Annotated in this window: 15 protein-coding genes; 5 read left to right on the top strand and 10 right to left on the bottom strand. The window is 69.9% G+C overall.

Annotated features, from left to right (window positions below; genetic code table 11):
- Positions 1 to 169: 169 nt before the first annotated feature.
- Both ACRYCC_RS09525 and ACRYCC_RS09520 read left to right on the top strand, forming a co-directional pair.
- Positions 170 to 328 (top strand): hypothetical protein, encoded by a 159-nt coding sequence (locus tag ACRYCC_RS09525; RefSeq protein WP_433810412.1) that lies wholly within the window; start codon positions 170 to 172, stop codon positions 326 to 328.
- Between the two features lie 89 nt (positions 329 to 417).
- Positions 418 to 1,191 (top strand): class I SAM-dependent methyltransferase, encoded by a 774-nt coding sequence (locus ACRYCC_RS09520; RefSeq protein ID WP_433810410.1) that lies wholly within the window; start codon positions 418 to 420, stop codon positions 1,189 to 1,191.
- A gap of 38 nt (positions 1,192 to 1,229) precedes the next feature.
- Here the strand turns inward: ACRYCC_RS09520 and ACRYCC_RS09515 are convergent, their stop codons facing one another.
- The 4 genes from ACRYCC_RS09515 to pdxH form a co-directional block, all read right to left on the bottom strand.
- A complete protein-coding gene (locus ACRYCC_RS09515) occupies positions 1,230 to 3,461 on the bottom strand; it encodes an ATP-binding SpoIIE family protein phosphatase (protein ID WP_433810408.1) in 2,232 nt (743 codons plus the stop codon).
- A gap of 122 nt (positions 3,462 to 3,583) precedes the next feature.
- Positions 3,584 to 4,288, bottom strand: a complete 705-nt coding sequence (locus ACRYCC_RS09510; protein WP_433810406.1) for an iron-dependent transcriptional repressor DtxR — start codon at positions 4,286 to 4,288, stop codon at positions 3,584 to 3,586.
- A 153-nt stretch (positions 4,289 to 4,441) separates the two neighbouring features.
- Positions 4,442 to 5,665, bottom strand: a complete 1,224-nt coding sequence (locus ACRYCC_RS09505; protein ID WP_433810404.1) for an MFS transporter — start codon at positions 5,663 to 5,665, stop codon at positions 4,442 to 4,444.
- A 101-nt stretch (positions 5,666 to 5,766) separates the two neighbouring features.
- Positions 5,767 to 6,444: a pyridoxamine 5'-phosphate oxidase gene (gene pdxH / locus ACRYCC_RS09500; protein ID WP_433810402.1), complete on the bottom strand. Its 678-nt coding sequence runs from the start codon at positions 6,442 to 6,444 to the stop codon at positions 5,767 to 5,769.
- Between the two features lie 126 nt (positions 6,445 to 6,570).
- Between pdxH and ACRYCC_RS09495 the strand changes: the two genes are divergently transcribed.
- Positions 6,571 to 7,671 carry a citrate synthase 2 gene (locus tag ACRYCC_RS09495; protein WP_433810400.1) on the top strand — a complete coding sequence of 367 codons (1,101 nt, stop codon included), beginning with the start codon at positions 6,571 to 6,573 and terminating at the stop codon, positions 7,669 to 7,671.
- A gap of 105 nt (positions 7,672 to 7,776) precedes the next feature.
- Here the strand turns inward: ACRYCC_RS09495 and ACRYCC_RS09490 are convergent, their stop codons facing one another.
- The 5 genes from ACRYCC_RS09490 to ACRYCC_RS09470 all read right to left on the bottom strand — a co-directional run bounded on the left by ACRYCC_RS09490 (position 7,777) and on the right by ACRYCC_RS09470 (position 12,307).
- Positions 7,777 to 9,321 carry a hypothetical protein gene (locus ACRYCC_RS09490; protein WP_433810399.1) on the bottom strand — a complete coding sequence of 515 codons (1,545 nt, stop codon included), beginning with the start codon at positions 9,319 to 9,321 and terminating at the stop codon, positions 7,777 to 7,779.
- 445 nt (positions 9,322 to 9,766) lie between these two features.
- A complete protein-coding gene (locus ACRYCC_RS09485; RefSeq protein WP_433810398.1) occupies positions 9,767 to 10,198 on the bottom strand; it encodes a hypothetical protein in 432 nt (143 codons plus the stop codon).
- A 303-nt stretch (positions 10,199 to 10,501) separates the two neighbouring features.
- Entirely contained in the window at positions 10,502 to 10,870 is a 369-nt protein-coding gene (locus tag ACRYCC_RS09480) for a hypothetical protein (RefSeq protein WP_433810396.1), read from the bottom strand.
- Positions 10,871 to 11,176: 306 nt separating this feature from the next.
- Positions 11,177 to 11,563 carry a hypothetical protein gene (locus tag ACRYCC_RS09475; protein ID WP_433810394.1) on the bottom strand — a complete coding sequence of 129 codons (387 nt, stop codon included), beginning with the start codon at positions 11,561 to 11,563 and terminating at the stop codon, positions 11,177 to 11,179.
- A 417-nt stretch (positions 11,564 to 11,980) separates the two neighbouring features.
- Positions 11,981 to 12,307 carry a hypothetical protein gene (locus tag ACRYCC_RS09470; RefSeq protein WP_433810393.1) on the bottom strand — a complete coding sequence of 109 codons (327 nt, stop codon included), beginning with the start codon at positions 12,305 to 12,307 and terminating at the stop codon, positions 11,981 to 11,983.
- A gap of 283 nt (positions 12,308 to 12,590) precedes the next feature.
- Here ACRYCC_RS09470 and ACRYCC_RS09465 point away from each other — a divergent pair, with 283 nt between their 5' ends.
- Positions 12,591 to 12,962 carry a hypothetical protein gene (locus ACRYCC_RS09465; RefSeq protein ID WP_433810391.1) on the top strand — a complete coding sequence of 124 codons (372 nt, stop codon included), beginning with the start codon at positions 12,591 to 12,593 and terminating at the stop codon, positions 12,960 to 12,962.
- Between the two features lie 102 nt (positions 12,963 to 13,064).
- Positions 13,065 to 14,189, top strand: a complete 1,125-nt coding sequence (gene serC / locus ACRYCC_RS09460; RefSeq protein WP_433810389.1) for a phosphoserine transaminase — start codon at positions 13,065 to 13,067, stop codon at positions 14,187 to 14,189.
- Between the two features lie 113 nt (positions 14,190 to 14,302).
- On the opposite strand, the gene ACRYCC_RS09455 is transcribed toward serC, so the two are convergent.
- Entirely contained in the window at positions 14,303 to 16,243 is a 1,941-nt protein-coding gene (locus ACRYCC_RS09455; protein WP_433810387.1) for a hypothetical protein, read from the bottom strand.
- Between the last annotated feature and the right edge of the window lie 5 nt (positions 16,244 to 16,248).

Here is a 16,248-nt window from a genome sequence, read left to right as displayed (position 1 = left end):
CCCCCTCGGTCCTGCGGACACCTGGGTACAAGCCGTACCTACCCCGACACTCCGGACGGACAACCCTCTAGTGATCATGGGATGGCGGCGGCGCCCGTCGCCCGTGCCGGCTCCGTTCGCGTCGAAGGATGCGTACGCTGCTGGGAGCAGCCCCCTGAGAGGTAGCCGGATGTCCGGGATCATCACACTGGCAGTGCTCGCGATCCTCTGCGTCTTCTGCATCCGCTGGGTCACCACGCGGCTGCGCCTGCCCACGCCGGCCGCGTACGGCATCATCGTGGTGTTCGTGCTGGTCGTGCTGGCGTTGTGGGGCCAGCACCTGCGGTAGGCAGATTTTCCGGTGATCCACCGAACCACCGGCCCCCGGGCCGAGTCTCACTGGCGACAGGACTTTTCCCGTGCGGTGAGGAGACGGACGTGGCTCAGGGGATCACGACTCGGACCAGCGCCCCGCCCGCGCCGTACCTCAACCGGCTGCTGGACTTCGCCGAGCCGGTCCGCGAGGACGTCTGTCTCGACGTCACCTACGGGCAGGGGCCGGTCGGGGCCGCCATGAGTTCCCGGGTACGCCACGTGACCACCGTCGACACCACGCCGGCGGCCACGGGGGGCGCCGCGCGGCGCGATGGCCGGACCCCGACGGTGGTCTTCACCAGCGGATCCCGGCCGGTGCGCGCAGCGCACGCGGACTTCGACCCCGACGCCATGACAGTGCGCGCGGACGCCTCCGCGCTGCCCTACCGGGACGGGTCCTTCAGCCTGGTCACCTCGAGGTTCTCACTGTTGCGGATGCCGGACACCGGACGGGCGCTGAGAGAGATGCTGCGGGTCTGCCGGCCCGGCGGACGCCTGGTCATCGCCGACCTGGTCCGGTCCAACCTGGCCGGGCCCGACCGGGACCGTATCGAGCGGCTCCGCGACCCCGCCTGCCCGCCGGCCCCGTCGATGGCCCGGCTGGTGGACCTGATCACCGACGCCGGCGCGGACGTACGGCGCCTGGACCTGTTCACGGTGGAACGCCCGGTCGAACCGTGGCTGGCCGACGCACCCGATCCCCTGGCGGCGGAGGGGATCCGCATCGCGCTGACCGCGGAGATCGACGGCGGCCCGCGCACCGGCGCGAAGCCCCGCCTCATCGGCGGCGAGCTGTGGTTCACCCAGTCCTGGGCTCACGTGGCCGCGCACGTCTGAGCCCCGGCACCCCACGGTGCGTCACGCGATGGGGAGCCTCACATGATGGGGAGTTCGAACCAGACGGCCTTGCCGTCCTTGGTGGGACGGGAGCCCCATCGGGTGGCGAGCTGGTCGACGAGGTAGAGCCCGCGCCCGCCCTCGTCGGTCTCCCCCGCGCTGCGGATCCGCGGCAGCCGCAGGTCCGAGTCGAAGACCTCGACCCAGATCGACTCCGCGCCGCGCCGCAACCGGAGCCTGAACTCCTTGGTACGGGGCTCGCGCCGCTCGAGGTCGGCGCCCAGGGGGTCTCCCCAGGCCTCGTCGTCATCGTCGAAGGGCAGGGCCGGACCACCGTCGAGCACCAGGGCGGGACGCTTGGGCGCCACGGTCGTGGCGTGCAGCACGACGTTGGTGACCACCTCCGACACCAGCAGGCAGGCCAGCTCGGCCTGCTCGTCGTGCATGCCCCAGACCGCGAAGGTCTCGGCCGCCAGCCGGCGCGCCTCGGACACCATGATCGGCTCGGCCGGAAAGGTGCGTTCCTCGACCGCCAGCTCGTCCGCCGACGTACGCACCACAACGATCGCGGCATCGTCGTCGATGTCCCCGGGGACGGCCGCGTACGCGGCGTTCGCGATGGTCTCGACGTCGCGGCGGCCGACCATGGCGATGGCCTCGGCCAGCAGCTGACGGGACTCGTCGCTGGTGTAGTACTCGCCGTTGTCCTTGGGCCGCCGCTCGATGAGCCCGTCGGTGTAGAGCACGAGCGTGGAGCCCGGCTTCAGCTCGCAGGACTCCTCGTTGAACAGGATGTCGCCGCCGACGCCGTGGCCGCGCACCCCGAGCAGCGCGCCCTTGCTGTGGTAGCTCAGCTCCGACACCTGGCCCTCGACGACCAGCAGCGGCGGATCGTGCCCGGCGTTGGCGAACGACAGCACCCGCGACCAGGCGTCGTAGACGAAGTAGGTGCACGAGACCAGGGGCGGCCGGATGGTCTCGTCGCTGAACCGAGGCCGCTCCGGCCGGGTCATCGTGCGGACCCACTCGTCCATCTTGCGGAGGATCTCGGCGGGTGGCTTGTCGTCCTGGGCGAACGCCCGCATCGCGGCCCGTAGCTGGCCCATGATGGCGGCCGCCCGGGCACCCCGGCCCTCGACATCGCCGATCACGATGCCGACCCGGCCGGCCGACAGCGGGATCACGTCGTACCAGTCGCCGCCGACCTGGGTCTGGATGCCGTGGCCGTGGGACTCCAGCGGCTTGGCGGGCTCGTACCGCCAGGCGATCTGCAGCCCGTCCAGCCGGGGCGGCCGGTCGCCGGGCAGCAGGTTCTTCTGGAAGGCCAGCGCGGTCTGGCGCTCCTCCTCGAACAGGATGGCGTTGTCGATGGCGAGGGCGACCCGGCTGGCGATGGCGCCCAGCAGGTCGCGGTCGAAACCGTCGTAGTGCGGGTCGGGCCGCCTGCTGAGGTTGGACAGCGCCAGGCTCATCACGCCCAGCAGTTCCCCGCGGGCCAGCAGCGGCGCCGCCACCACCGAGGTCATGCCCATGTCGTCGTCGGGCCGCAGGATCGACTCGGTGGGCGCCGAGAACCGGTGCTGCACGAGATCCTCGATGAGCACCGCGTCGCGGCGGCCCATCGCACGGGAGCAGAAGTGGTCGGGCGGGTAGGAGACCGGCTCGCCGACCTCGGCCCAGGTGCCCGGAGGAGGCGTCCAGTCGGCGGCGTGCCGCGAGACCCGGCGGATCAGCTTCTCGCCGCTGAACAGGTCGATGAAGCAGTGGTCGGCGAACTGCGGGACCAGCGTGTCGGCGACCTGCCGCAGGGTCTGGGCCAGCTCCAGTGAGGCCGCGAGCCGCCCTCCGATGCGCTCCAGCAGGCCGTAGCGGTCCTGGTCGCGCTGGTTGCTGCGGAGCGCCTCGCGAGCGAAGATCACGATGCCGTCGATGGCTCCGGAGGGGTGGCGCAGCGGCACGGCCTGGGCGCGGGTGTAGATGGTGCTGCCGTCGGACCGGATGTTGCAGAACGTGCCTTCCCAGACACCGCCCTTGAGCACGTGCCTGGCCAGCTCTGTGGCCTGCTCGTGGTCCTCCTCGGCGATGCCGAGGGACAGCACGGACTGGCCGACGTACTCCTCCCCGACGAATCCGAAGAGTTTCTGCGCGAAGTCGTTGTGGGAGATGATGTTGCTGAAGCGGTCGCACACGATGACCGCCATCTCCATCTGGTTCAGGACGGTCTCAGGCGGCAGCTGAGCTTCGAAGGCCGGTTCGTCCCCGCGCTTCATCTACTCACCTCCGTCGCTTATTGAACGACGAACAGGCCTCCGGGATACGTGAGAACCGCATCACGCTAAGGAGATCTTCGGTACAGACCGTAGACACTACGGGAAGCACTCCGGTCGTTCTGTCAGCGCTTCGCCACGAAAACGTGCTCGGCGAGCCGTCGGGGGAGCTCCGTCGCTGGACTGTCGGCCTCGTCGTCACATGTCACTCGCACGCCATCGTCGCTGGCCGCAAGAGTTACCTCACGTCCCGGTTGTATCCCAACCTGCTTGAGTCTAAGCATGAGATCGCTGTCGCTCTGCAACTGTTCGCTGATCCGTCGAACGACGACGTGCGTGCCGGCCACCGAGGCGAGGGACGTCATGGGGGTCAGCGACTCCCCGGACTCGTCCGCGTCGGTGTGCCCGCCGAGCTCGTCCAGCCCGGGGATGGGGTTGCCGTGCGGGCAGTTCTGCGGGTTGTCCAGCAGCGCGACCAGGCGGCGTTCCACCTCTTCGGACATCACGTGCTCCCACCGGCAGGCCTCGATGTGCACGTCCTCCCAGGGCAGCCCGATCACGTTGACGAGCAGGCATTCGGCCAGGCGGTGCTTGCGCATGACCCGGGTCGCCAGATCGCGGCCGGAGTCGGTCAGTTCGAGATGCCGGTCGCCCTCGACCCGCAGCAGGCTGTCGCGCTCCATCCGGGCCACGGTCTGGCTCACCGTGGGCCCGCTCTGCGAGAGCCGCTCGGCGATGCGCGCGCGGAGCGGGACGATGCCCTCCTCCTCGAGCTCGAAGATCGTACGGAGGTACATCTCCGTGGTGTCGATCAGGCCGTGTGCGGTCAAAGGGGTCCCTCCAGCTGTCACCTTTGATGCTACTTGCTAATGGGCCGCGTCTCCGGTGTGTTCATGGTCCTCGCTCCACCGTTGTGGCGGGACGTTCGCGGGCGGCGGCGGCCGTGCCTCCCGTGTGCCCTTTAAGCGCCTCGGGGCAGACCGTTATTCCATACGGACCGTACGCGTGTCGTAACGCAGCAGCGCGGGGACGGCCAGGCTCACCAGGACGACGAGGACGGCGCAGGCGAGCCCGCCGCCCACCCAGGACGCCGTGGCCCCGAAGACCGCCGCGGTGCCTCCCGCCCGCAGGTCGCCCAGGCGCGGCCCGCCCGCCACGACCACGATGAAGACCCCCTGCAGGCGGCCGCGCATCTCGTCCGGGGCGTAGGTCTGCAGCATCGACTGCCGGAACACCGCCGAGACGAGGTCGGCGGCCCCGCCCACCGCGAGCAGCAGCACCGCGAGCCACAGGGCGTGGGCCAGCCCGGCGGCGGCCACCGCGAGGCCCCAGGCCACGATCGAGACGACCAGGGCGACCCCCTGCCGGTGCACCCGGCCGATCCAGCCGGACAGCAACCCGCCGGCCACCGCGCCGATCCCGATCGAGGCGAACAGCCAGCCGACCGCGCCCTGGCCGCCGAACCGCGTGACCGACAGCTCGGGAAAGAGCGCCCGGGGCATGGCCACCCCCATCGCGATGATGTCCACGACGAACGACATCAGCAGCACCGGCTGGGTCCAGAGGTACCGCAGGCCCTCGATCACCGAGCGCAGGCCGGGCGCCCCGGTCCGCTGGTCGCCGAGGGGAGGGATGGCGGGCAGCCGGATCGCGGCGTAGAGCCCGACGGAGAACAGGACCGCGTCCAGGCCGTAGGCCACCGCGAAGGACCACCGCGCCAGGATCAGCCCGGCGAGCAACGGCCCGATGAGCGTGCCCACCTGGGCCACGGTGAAGTTCAGCGTGTTGGCGGGCGGTACGAGCTCCCGCTCCAGCAGGCGCGGGATGATCGCGCCCCGGGTCGGCGAGGAGATCGCGAAACCGGTGGCCTGCACCGCCACGATCCCCATGATCAACCACAGGCTGTTCAGCCCCAGCAGCGCCTGGAACAGGAGCATGAGCGTGGCCAGCCATGTCACGCAGGACGCGATCAGCAGCAGCAGGCGGCGGTCCATGTGGTCGGCCACCGCCCCGCCCCACAGCCCGAAGACGATCAGCGGCAGCAGGTTGACCAGGCCGAGGACACCGACCCAGAAGGAGGAGTGGGTGAGGTCGTAGACCTGCACGGGCACCGCGACCGAGGTCACCTGGAAGCCGACGAAGGAGACCCCCTGCCCCAGCCACAACCGCCGGTACGGCCCGTGCCGGAGCGGCTCGACGTCGAGCACGACCCGCCGCCAGCGAGCCCGCCGAACCGTCGCCGGAACCGCAACGGTCCCCGAAATATCAGGCTCTTCCGGTTCCCGGGAGGTTTTGCTGGGGTTGATACTCACGGAGAGAGTCTCTCCAACTCCCATCCATGCTCCGTACGGCGGTAACGGAGGCGATCGTGCAGGCGGTTCGCGCGGCCCTGCCAGAACTCGATCTCCCAGGGCACGACCCGGTAGCCGCCCCAGAAGTCCGGCAGCGGCACCCGGACGCCCGCACCGCCCGGCGCTATGGCCGGGTCCGGCCACCGCGCGGCGAGCTCCGCGTAGCGCTCCTCGAGCGCGGCCCTGGAGACGATCACCGAGGACTGCCTGCTGGCCCACGCCCCCAGCTGCGAGCCGTACGGCCTGGAGTGGAAGTAGGCCTCGGACTCGGACCGGGACAGCCGCTCCACGTCGCCCGTGACGATCACCTGCCGGTGGAGGGGATGCCAGGGGAACACCAGGCAGGCCCGCGGGTTCTCCAGCAGGTCCCGCCCCTTGTGCGACAGGTGGTTGGTGAAGAAGACGAAGCCGCTCTCGTCATGACCCTTCAGCAGGACCGTCCGGGCGCTGGGCACCCCCTCCGCGGAGGCGGTCGCGAGCACCATCGCGTTGGCCTCCGGGAGGCCCGCGGCGACGGCCGTCGCGAACCAGTGGGCGAACTGAGTGTGCGGTTGGGGGGATACCGCCGATTCGTCCAGTCCGTCGCTTTCGTAAGCTTTGCGAAGACTAGCCAGATCGGGCGTCTGATCTTCCACAGGCAGACAGCCTTCCACCTGGGCTTTACCCGAGTCACTGGGACCTGGGTACTGACCGGTAACAGGAACAGGGTTCAATAGCTCAGCACCGCCTTATCAACTCATGGGGACGAAAGGCAGGACGACATGTCCGACTTCAAACCCGGCCTCGAGGGAGTCGTAGCCTTCGAGACCGAGATCGCGGAGCCCGACAAGGAGGGCGGCGCCCTTCGTTACCGCGGCGTGGACATCGAGGACCTCGTCGGCCGCGTCTCCTTCGGCGACGTGTGGGGCCTCCTGGTCGACGACAGTTTCACCCCCGGGCTGGCCCCCGCCGAGCCGCACCTCCTCCCGGTCCGCTCGGGTGACGTCCGCGTCGATGTGCAGGCCGCTCTGCCGACGATCGCCACCGTCTACGGTATGCGCCCGCTCCTGGACATCACCGACGAGGAGGCCCGCGCCCAGCTGGCCCTCTCATCCGTGCAGGCGCTGTCGTTCGTGGCGCAGAGCGCCCGTGGCATCTCCCAGCCGGCGGTCCCGCAGAGCCGGATCGACGACAGCCACTCCATCACCGAGCGGTTCATGGTCCGCTGGCGCGGCGAGCCCGACCCCCAGCACGTCAAGGCCATCGACGCCTACTGGGTCTCGGCCGCCGAGCACGGGCTCAACGCCTCCACCTTCACCGCCCGGGTGATCGCCTCCACCGGCGCGGACGTCGCCGCCGCGATGTCCGGCGCGATCGGTGCCATGTCCGGCCCGCTGCACGGCGGCGCCCCGGCCCGGGTGCTGCCCATGATCGAGCGCGTCGAGCAGCTCGGTGACGCGCGCAAGGTCGTGACCGACATCCTCGACGGCGGCGACCGGCTGATGGGCTTCGGCCACCGCGTCTACCGTGCCGAGGACCCCCGTGCCCGGGTGCTCCGCCGTACCGCCAAGGAGCTCGGGGCGACCCGCTACGAGGCCGCCAAGGCCCTGGAGGACGCCGCCCTCGCGGAGCTGCGCGAGCGGCGCCCGGACCGCCCCATCGAGACGAACGTCGAGTTCTGGGCCGCCGTCATCCTGGACTTCGCCGAGGTCCCGACCGCGATGATGCCGGCCATGTTCACGTGCGGCCGTACGGCCGGGTGGGCGGCGCACATCCTCGAGCAGAAGCGCACCGGCCGGCTGGTCCGCCCGAGCGCCCGCTACACCGGCCCGGGCACCCGCCCGATCACCGACGTCGCCGGCGCCGAGGCGATCCTCGGCTGAACTCCGGGGAACACGAACGCGGGGCACCGGAGCCGACGCTCCGGTGCCCCGCTGATGTTGACTCGGCCGCTCGGTATCGACTCAGCGGCTCAGTGGCTCAGCCGCTCAGTGGCTCAGCACGTGAGAGACGCCCACGTTGACGGGCGCCGTGATGGGCGCGACGACCCCGATCAGGGGTGCGCCGGTGCCGGTGACAGCGGTGCCCGGCACGACGACGCTGGTCGGCCCGCCCAGGGTCATGCCGCTCGCCGACGTGGTGCCGGCGGCCCCCGAGCAGGTCGCGCTGACCGCGGTCGGGCACGTGGCCGCGCTGCCGCCCGTCGAGCCGCTGCTCAGCACGTGCGAGATCCCGACGTTGACCGGCGCCGTGACGGGCGCGGTGATGCCGATCAGGGACGGCGCGGACTCGCCGGCGGCCGCGACGATGACGCTCGTCGGTCCGCCCAGGGTCATGTCGGACGCCGGTGTCGTGTCGGCGGCCCCCGCGCAGGTCGCGCTGACGGCGGTCGGGCACGTGGCCGCACTGCCGCCCGTCGAGCCGCTGCTCAGCACGTGCGAGATCCCGACGTTGACCGGCGCCGTGACGGGAGCGACGACCCCGATCAGGGACGGCGCGGACTCGCCCGCGGCCGGGACGACGACGCTCGTCGGTCCGCCCAGGGTCATGTCCGACGCCGGTGTCGTGTCGGCGGCCCCCGAGCAGGTCGCGCCGACGGGCGTCGGGCAGGTGGCCGCACCGGCGGTCCGCGCACTGCTCAGCACATGCGAGACCCCGATGTTGACCGGCGCGGTGATGGGCGCGACGACTCCGACCAGGGACGGCGCGGACTGGCCGGCGGCGGCCGGGACGACGACGCTCGTCGGTCCGCCCAGCGACATGCCGGTCGCGGGGGCCGTGCCGGCGGCCCCCGAGCAGGTCGCGCTGACGGGCGTGGCGCACGTGGCCGCGCTCCCGCCCGTCGAGCCGCTGCTCAGCACGTGCGAGATCCCGATGTTGACCGGCGCGGTGATGGGCGCGACGACTCCCACGAGGGACCCTCCGGTCCCGCCCGGGACGACGACGGTCGTCGGCGTGGTGCCGACCGTGCCGGTGCCGACCGTGCCGGTGCCGACCGTGCCGGTGCCGACCGTGCCGGTGCCGGTCGTGCCGGTGCCCGTGGTGCCGGTCCCCGTGCCGGTGGTGCCGGTGCCGGTGGTGCCGGTGCCCGTGGTGCCGGTGCCCGTGGTACCGGTGCCGACCGTGCCGGTGCCGACCGTGCCCGGGACGACGGCCGGTCCAGCCGCACCGGTCGCGCCCGTCGCTCCGGTGGCGCCCGTCGCGCCGGGCACGAGGATGCCCGCGAGGCCGCCGCCGGACCATGAGCCGTGGTCGCTGTGGTCGCTGCGGTCAAGGTGGTCACGGTGGTCGTGGTGGCGGTTGCGATTGAAATTGTAGTTGTTGTTCCGGACCCGGATGTGGATGCGAATCCGGTTGTGGTTCTTGTTGTGGTTCTTGTTGTGGCTCCAGTTGTGATGACCGTGTCCGCCCCAGCCGCCGCCCCAGCCGCCGCCGCCCCAGCCGTCGGCCTGCGCGGCCGAGCCCGAGCCCAATAGCACGGTCCCGGCGACCGCGGCGATCAGCCCGGCAGTGACACATGTCTTCTTCAGCACATCGATCTCCTTGTTCTCGGATGGCACGCAGGCCTTCACGAACCGGCGCCCCATCGTCCCGGAAGGGCGTCGTGGCCTCCAGCATTCCCCAGTGCTTTCCCGGTAGCGCGATTACCGAGTAAGCTAAAGATAAAATTGCGAATTCATGAAATGGACTTATCGACTCGTTCCTGAGGAATCGTAGACATCGAACAAGGGTCGGCGTTTCTTCGATGACGCACCGCCTCCGAGAAATGGCACCAGTACGTGGTGATCCCTGCAGAGGGCCCGTTTTCAGGCAAGACGAGCGGGTTTTTCTCGTCATTGCGCATCGAAGGCGGACATTTCCGTGTCGACATGCGAATGCGGGGCGCCGGAGTCGATACTCCGGCGCCCCGCATTCACTGGGCGGTTCGGCCCCAGGCGATGGTGGTCCGCCCTGGGACGCCATCTCGGCGGCGGGACGCTAGCCCACCGTGGGCGCGGCCGCGGGCGCGACTCCGGGCGCGACTCCGGGCACGGTTCCCGGCACGGTTCCCGGCACGGCCCCGGGCACGGTGGAGGGCAGGGCGAGGGCCTCGGGAACGAGGACCATTTCGCCGCCCCGACCGTGGCCGCCGTCCCGGTCCCGCTCCCGGTCGAAGACCCGCTCCCGGTCGAACCGCTCCCGCTCGGCGTCGTTGTGATTGAAGTTGTTGTTGCGAATATGAATCCGGATAGTGATCCTGTTGTGGTTCCTATTCTTGTTCTTGTGGTGGTTCCAACTGTGGTGGTGGCCGCCTCCACAGCAACCGCCACAGCCCCAGCCGCCGGCCTGCGCGGCCGAGCCCGAGCCCAGCAGCACGGCACTGGCGGCCGCGGCCACCAGGCCGGCGCTGACGAATGACTTCTTCAGCACTTCGATCTCCTTGCTCCTCGGATGGCGCGAAAGACCTTCACTCACCGACGCTCTGTTGTCCCGGAAGGGCGCCATGTTCGCTTTATTCCCGCACCCCCAACCAATAGGCCGGCCGCTGAGTAAGCTGAGGATAAAGATGCGATTCCGAGGGCCCGCCCGGTCGAATACATGAGAACGGGGCGCCAGAGTCAGTACTCCGGCACCCCGAACTCCATAGACGGCTCGACTATTCAGTCAATGGTGACCTTACGATCTCCGCCGAACGGCGTCAGGTCGGCGACACCGCCTTACGGCAGGATTGGCTCAGCCCACTACGGGCAGGACGGTCCCACCACCGAGCCCACCACCGAGAATGTACTTCGGTCCGTGGCCGTCGTGGTCGTGGTCGTGGTCGTGGTCGCGTTCGCGGTTGATCTCGCGCTCGTGGCGGAACTCGCGCCTGCGCTCCTCGTTGTCGTTGAAGTTGTTGTTGCGGACGCGGATCCGGATGTTGATCCGGTTGTTGTTCTTGTTCTTGTTCTTGTTGTGGTGGAAGTTGGAGTGGTGGTCGCCGCCACAGCAACCGCCCCAGCCGCCCCAGCCGCCGGCGTTCGCGGCCGAACCCGAGCCCAGCAGCACGGCCCCGGCAACGGCGGCCACCAGGCCGGCGTTGATGCATGTCTTCTTCAGCACTTCGATCTCCTTGTTGTGGGAATGGCGCGAATGGCCTTCATGAGCCGGCGTCCCCGCTGTCACAAGGACGCCATGTCTTCTGTATTCCCCGGCACCATTGCGGTAGGCCGATTGCCGGGTAAGCTAAGGATAAAATAGCGACGGGCCGACACCGCTCCGCTTTCGCGCACATGAGAACGGGGTGCCGGAGTCGATACTCCGGCACCCCGATATACTCAGGCAGGCGGCCACCCGGCCAATGGTGACCTTCAATTGTTCGGCGAACAACGTCATCGGCCCGGCGATTCCGCCGCTGTGGCGATTGCCTTAGCCGACCGCTCCAGGCACGGTGGCGCCGGGCACCGTCGTGGCGCCGCCGGTTCCACCCAGGAGACTGGATCCACCGAGGTAGTACGTCGGCCAGTCGTGGTGGTGGTGGTCGTGGTCGTGGTCGCGCTCGCGGTCACGCTCGCGGAAGAAACGCTCCCGGTCATGCCGGTCGTTGCGGTTGAAGTTGTTGTTGCGGACGTTGATCCGGATCCTGATCCTGTTGTGGTTCTTGTTCTTGTTCTTGTTGTGACTCCAACTGCTATTACCGTGGCCGCCGCCCCAGCCGCCCCAGCCGTCGGCTTGGGCGACCGAGCTCGAGCCCAGTAGCACGGTGCCAGCGACTGCGGCCACCAGGCCGGCGCTGACGCATGTCTTCTTCAGCACATCGATCTCCTTGCTGTCGGAATGGCGTGAAGCCTCCATGAATCGACGGTCTCGTCTAGCAGAGAGCGTCATGGTTCTGATATTCCCTGCCGTCGGCTTTATAGCGCGATTACGAGGTAAGCTATGAATAAAATCGGAACCGGATGATTCGGACTTACCTCATCTAGCTCGCAACACGCGTCTAGCAGGCATATAACGAGGGGGCCGGCGCCTCATCTGAATGAGGCACCGGCCCCCGGAGAGAACTTCAGGCACAGGCATTGGTCGGCCGAATGGGGGCGGTGCGGCGGAATGGACGATCCGGCGTCCCCCCGCATTCGGACGGCTCGGCCGCTCTGTCCCGCAGAGCCGGCCTCAGAGCCGTTTCACGGACGGATTCATCGGGTCGGCGACATGGCCACTCTGTCGCCGGGCTGCTCAGTCGTCGTCGTCGCCGTCGTCGAACCCGTCGAACCCGTCGAAGCCGCCGAAGCCGCCGTGGCCGAAGCCGTCATGGCCGAAGCCGTCGTGGTGCCGGCGGTTCCCGTTGTGGTTGAAGTTGTTGTTCCGGACGTTGATCCGGATCCTGATCCGGTTGGTGTTCTTGTTCTTGTTCTTGTTGTGGTTCCAGTTGTGGTTGTGGCCGCCGTGGTGGCAGCAGCCCCCACCCCATCCATCGGCGCTCGCCGCCGAGCTGGAGCCCAGGAGCATGGTCCCTGCGGTCGCGGCAACGATGCCCGCGGTGACGCATGTCTTTTTCAGCATTTGATCTCCTTGGGAGTCGGAATGGCGCAAAGACCTTCAGGAACGGGCGCTCTTGTTGTCCCAGAAGGGCGCCATGCTCTCTAACATTCCCCAGTGCATTCCTAATAGCGCAATTACCGGGTAAGGTAACAATAAAATCGGAAGCTCACAAAATGGACTTTTAGCACTTATTTATGCCTAACCAACAGCCATCACCCGTGATCCGGGGCTCATGGCAGCTCTCCGGACCCCGAATCGAGGCGGCGAAAGCGGCCTCCGGCCTCGTATCAGCCAGAATGGCCGGATGACCCACGACCCGGGCGAAGCCGACGAGACCGCAGAGCCACCGCACCACCAGGTGGAGCCGCCGCGGGACCAGGCATCGCAGCACGAGACGGAGGCGCTGCGCTACGAGCGGGAGCGCCAGGAGCGGATCGATCGCCGTAACGCCGTCTCCTGGAAGATCGTCGGCTGGGTGGCCGCCGCGTCCCTGTCCCTGCTGGCCTACGACTCCGGGCGCCTCGCACTGGAGGCCCACCGGGACGACCGGCCGTGGCGCTACCCGGCCTGTGTGGCGGCCGTCTGCGTCCTGCTCCTGCTCGCCCTGCTCGGCCATGTCCTGCGGCGCCGCCGGCGCGGGGCCGGCCTGAACCCGCAGGACGAACCGGCCCCGTGAGCGCCCTGGTCAGCCCGTCATGACGCCCCCGCCACCACGACACACGTCTCAGGATGTGGGCGTTGAGACGGTCACCGGAGCAGGTCAACTAGGCTGCTGAGGGTGACCGACATCGTCATCCCCGCAGATATCAAGCCAGCCGACGGCCGCTTCGGATGCGGCCCGTCGAAGGTCCGTCCCGAGCAGCTCGCCGCCCTCGCCGAATCCGGGCCGGCGTACCTCGGCACCTCGCACCGGCAGAAGCCGGTGAAGTCCCTCGTCGGCAGGGTCCGGCATGGCCTCGCGGACCTCTTCTCACTGCCCGAGGGGTACCAGGTCCTGCTCAGCAACGGCGGCACGACCGCGTTCTGGGACATCGCCGCGTTCGGGCTCGTGCGCGAGAAGTCACAGCACGTGACGTTCGGTGAGTTCTCCAGCAAGTTCGCCAAGGTCACCAAGGGCGCGCCCTGGCTGGCCGACCCGTCGGTGATCTCCAGTGACCCGGGCACCCACCCGTCCCCGGTGTTCGAGGAGGGCGTCGACGTCTACGCCCTCACCCACAACGAGACCTCGACCGGCGTCGCGATGCCGATCAAGAGGCCGGCGCCCACCGGCGCGGGCGGGGACTCGCTGGTCCTGGTGGACGCCACCTCCGGCGCCGGCGGCCTGCCGGTGGACGTGGCCGAGACCGACGTCTACTACTTCGCGCCGCAGAAGTGCTTCGCCTCCGACGGCGGCCTCTGGGTCGCCCTGGCGTCCCCCGCCGCGCTGGCCCGGATCGAGGAGATCGCCGCCACCGACCGGTACATCCCGGAGTTCTTCAGCCTGCCGACCGTGGTCGACAACTCCGCCAAGGACCAGACCTACAACACCCCTGCCGTCGCCACCCTGCTGCTGTTCGCCGAGCAGATCGAGTGGATGAACAAGCAGGGCGGCCTGGCCTGGACGACGTCCCGGACGGCGGACAGCTCGAACCGCCTCTACGGCTGGGCCGAGAAGTCCGCGGTCGCGACCCCGTTCGTGGCCGATCCGGCCCAGCGTTCGCAGGTCGTCGGCACGATCGACTTCTCCGACGACATCGACGCCGCCGCGATCGCCAAGGTCCTGCGGGCCAACGGGATCGTCGACACCGAGCCGTACCGCAAGCTCGGCCGCAACCAGCTGCGGGTCGGCATGTTCCCGGCGATCGACCCGGCCGACGTCGAGGCCCTCACCCACTGCATCGACTACGTACTCGAGCGTCTCTGACCCACCCAAGCCCACCGCGACCCAACCCCGGCCGTGACCCGACCTCTGCCGTGATCATGCAATCAATCGTCGAACGATTTGCATGATCACGGCGGGTCGACGGGGTGGGGGGATCAGAGCTCGGGCGGCGGGGGGGCCGGGTGACCGGCGTCGGGCGGGCCCCACGGCAGGCCGTAGCGCTCACACGCCTCCCGTAGCTGGCCGAGGTCCGGCGGGAACGACACCCGGCGCAAAACCCGGCCCGCGGGGCTCCACACCACCAGCCGGGGCAGTCCCTCTTCGGAGTCGTCGATGCCGACTCCGCCGACGGTGGCCCGGCCCACGCTCCATTCGACCTTGCCCAGCCGGGTGACCGAGGCGATCTCCAGCGCCGAGATCCGCAGCTGGGACCGGTTCCGGTCGTACAGCCAGGCGCCGACGAGCCCCAGCAGCAGCCCGAGCGGCGCCAGCCAGGAGAACGTCGGCCAGAAGCCGCCGAGCTCCCCGCCGAGCCAGAACGCGCCGAGCAGGGCCACGAGCTCGCACACGCCCGCCGTCACGGCGTACGCCCACAGCCTGGACCGGCGGGTGGCGTCCAGGAGCGCGCCCGGCCCCTCCCCCGGCACCACCAGGATGGGCTCGGGCTCGGGCACCGTCGCCAGCCCGGAGACCGCTCCGTGGAAGGCCGCGCTGAGATAGGCGTCGTACTCCGCGTCGGTGATCGGCAGCCCCGCCCGGCGGGCCTGTTCCCGCAGGTCGGTCCGGGAGATCCGGAGGGCGGACAGCGGCGCGGCGAAGAACTCGTCCCCATCGGAGTCGTACACCCGCAGCCAGGCGTGCCCGTCGATGGTCAGCAGCTCGACGCCGCCGATCCGGTCGGCGGGCATCTTGAGCACCACGTCACCGGCGGCGTCGGCCCAGCCGAGCCCGTCGTCGACCACGATGAGGCGGCCCCCGGGCACCTGGGCGAAGATCTCCGGCAGTCCGTCCAGCCCGTACTCCGACGGGCGCAGCGCCCGGGGCTCAAGGGTGATCACTCGGTAGCCGTGCTCGTCCAGCGCGTGGACCAGCTGGAAGGCGTCCAGGCCGCGGACGGGGAGCCGGGCGAGCAGCTGGAGCCGGTGCCCGAACGCCAGGGCGCACAGGGGGTCCGCGTGGGGCTCACCGGTCAGCGGGTCGGCGACCACGCCCGGCCCGGTGACCACGGCCGCCACGTCCTGAGCCGCCAGCCGCACCGGGCCGACCCGCAGCTCCGCCGCGGAGATGTCCCAGCGCACCGGGGCCGAGCGCAGCAGCCGCCGGCCGGCCATGACGGCTCCGGACGCGGCCACCAGTACCCAGCATCCGGCGGCCAGCCGGTCGGCGAACCCGGTCGTCCCCTGGAGCGCCACCCGGCCCGCCATGGTCAGCCCGAGCAGCGCGATCAGGACGCCCAGAGCGGCCGTACGGCCCCGGCTGGGCACCGGGGGCGCCGATTCGAGCCGTACGGCCTCCCCGTCGCCCTCAGCGGGCTGGAACGGTATGCGGTCGGTCTCGGTGCGCCCCAGCCCGGCGCCGAGAAGCTCCGCCTCCTGGTCGAGCAGGAGCTGTTCGGTCCCCATGCCGGGCGGCGGCGCGTCGTCGTCGTCGAGGACCGAGCTGTTGCCGTCGAGCACGTGCACGGGGATGTCGAGCCGCCGGGCGGTGAGGAAGAACGACAGCTGCTCAAAGCCCATCTCGGTGAGCTCACCGACCTCGGTCCGGCCGAACTTGTGAAAGATCGTGAGCATGCCGTCATCGGCGGTCAGCGCGAACTCCTCGATGCGCTGGCGCTCGTAACGGGCCTTCACGGTCCCGTCCCGGGCGATGCGCTCCAGGCCCGCCTGGGACAGCCGCCAGTACGGCGCCGGATGACGGCCGCGCAGGTACCCGATCCCCCAGGGGGCGAGGTTGGCGGCGACGATCAGGGCCAGCCACAGCCAGCCGGGGCGGATCGGCAGCAGCGCGACACCGAATGACAGCAGTCCGAACGCCCCGCCGGCGACGGGCCGCCAGCGGCTGCTCTGCGCGCGCAGGCCGACGAGCTCATGGTCCACGCGAC

The organism is Actinomadura scrupuli (assembly GCF_050971785.1).
GTDB classification, from domain to species: Bacteria; Actinomycetota; Actinomycetes; order Streptosporangiales; family Streptosporangiaceae; genus Actinomadura_E; species Actinomadura_E scrupuli.
This window is presented reverse-complemented; position numbering and strand designations above follow the sequence as displayed.

Bases quoted from the DNA above. Each gene is read 5' to 3' on its own strand.
- ACRYCC_RS09525 (WP_433810412.1), top strand. From the start codon at position 170: ATGTCCGGGATCATCACACTGGCAGTGCTCGCGATCCTCTGCGTCTTC.
- ACRYCC_RS09515 (WP_433810408.1), bottom strand. From the start codon at position 3,461: ATGAAGCGCGGGGACGAACCGGCCTTCGAAGCTCAGCTGCCGCCTGAG.
- ACRYCC_RS09495 (WP_433810400.1), top strand. From the start codon at position 6,571: ATGTCCGACTTCAAACCCGGCCTCGAGGGAGTCGTAGCCTTCGAGACC.
- ACRYCC_RS09470 (WP_433810393.1), bottom strand. From the start codon at position 12,307: ATGCTGAAAAAGACATGCGTCACCGCGGGCATCGTTGCCGCGACCGCA.
- ACRYCC_RS09465 (WP_433810391.1), top strand. From the start codon at position 12,591: ATGACCCACGACCCGGGCGAAGCCGACGAGACCGCAGAGCCACCGCAC.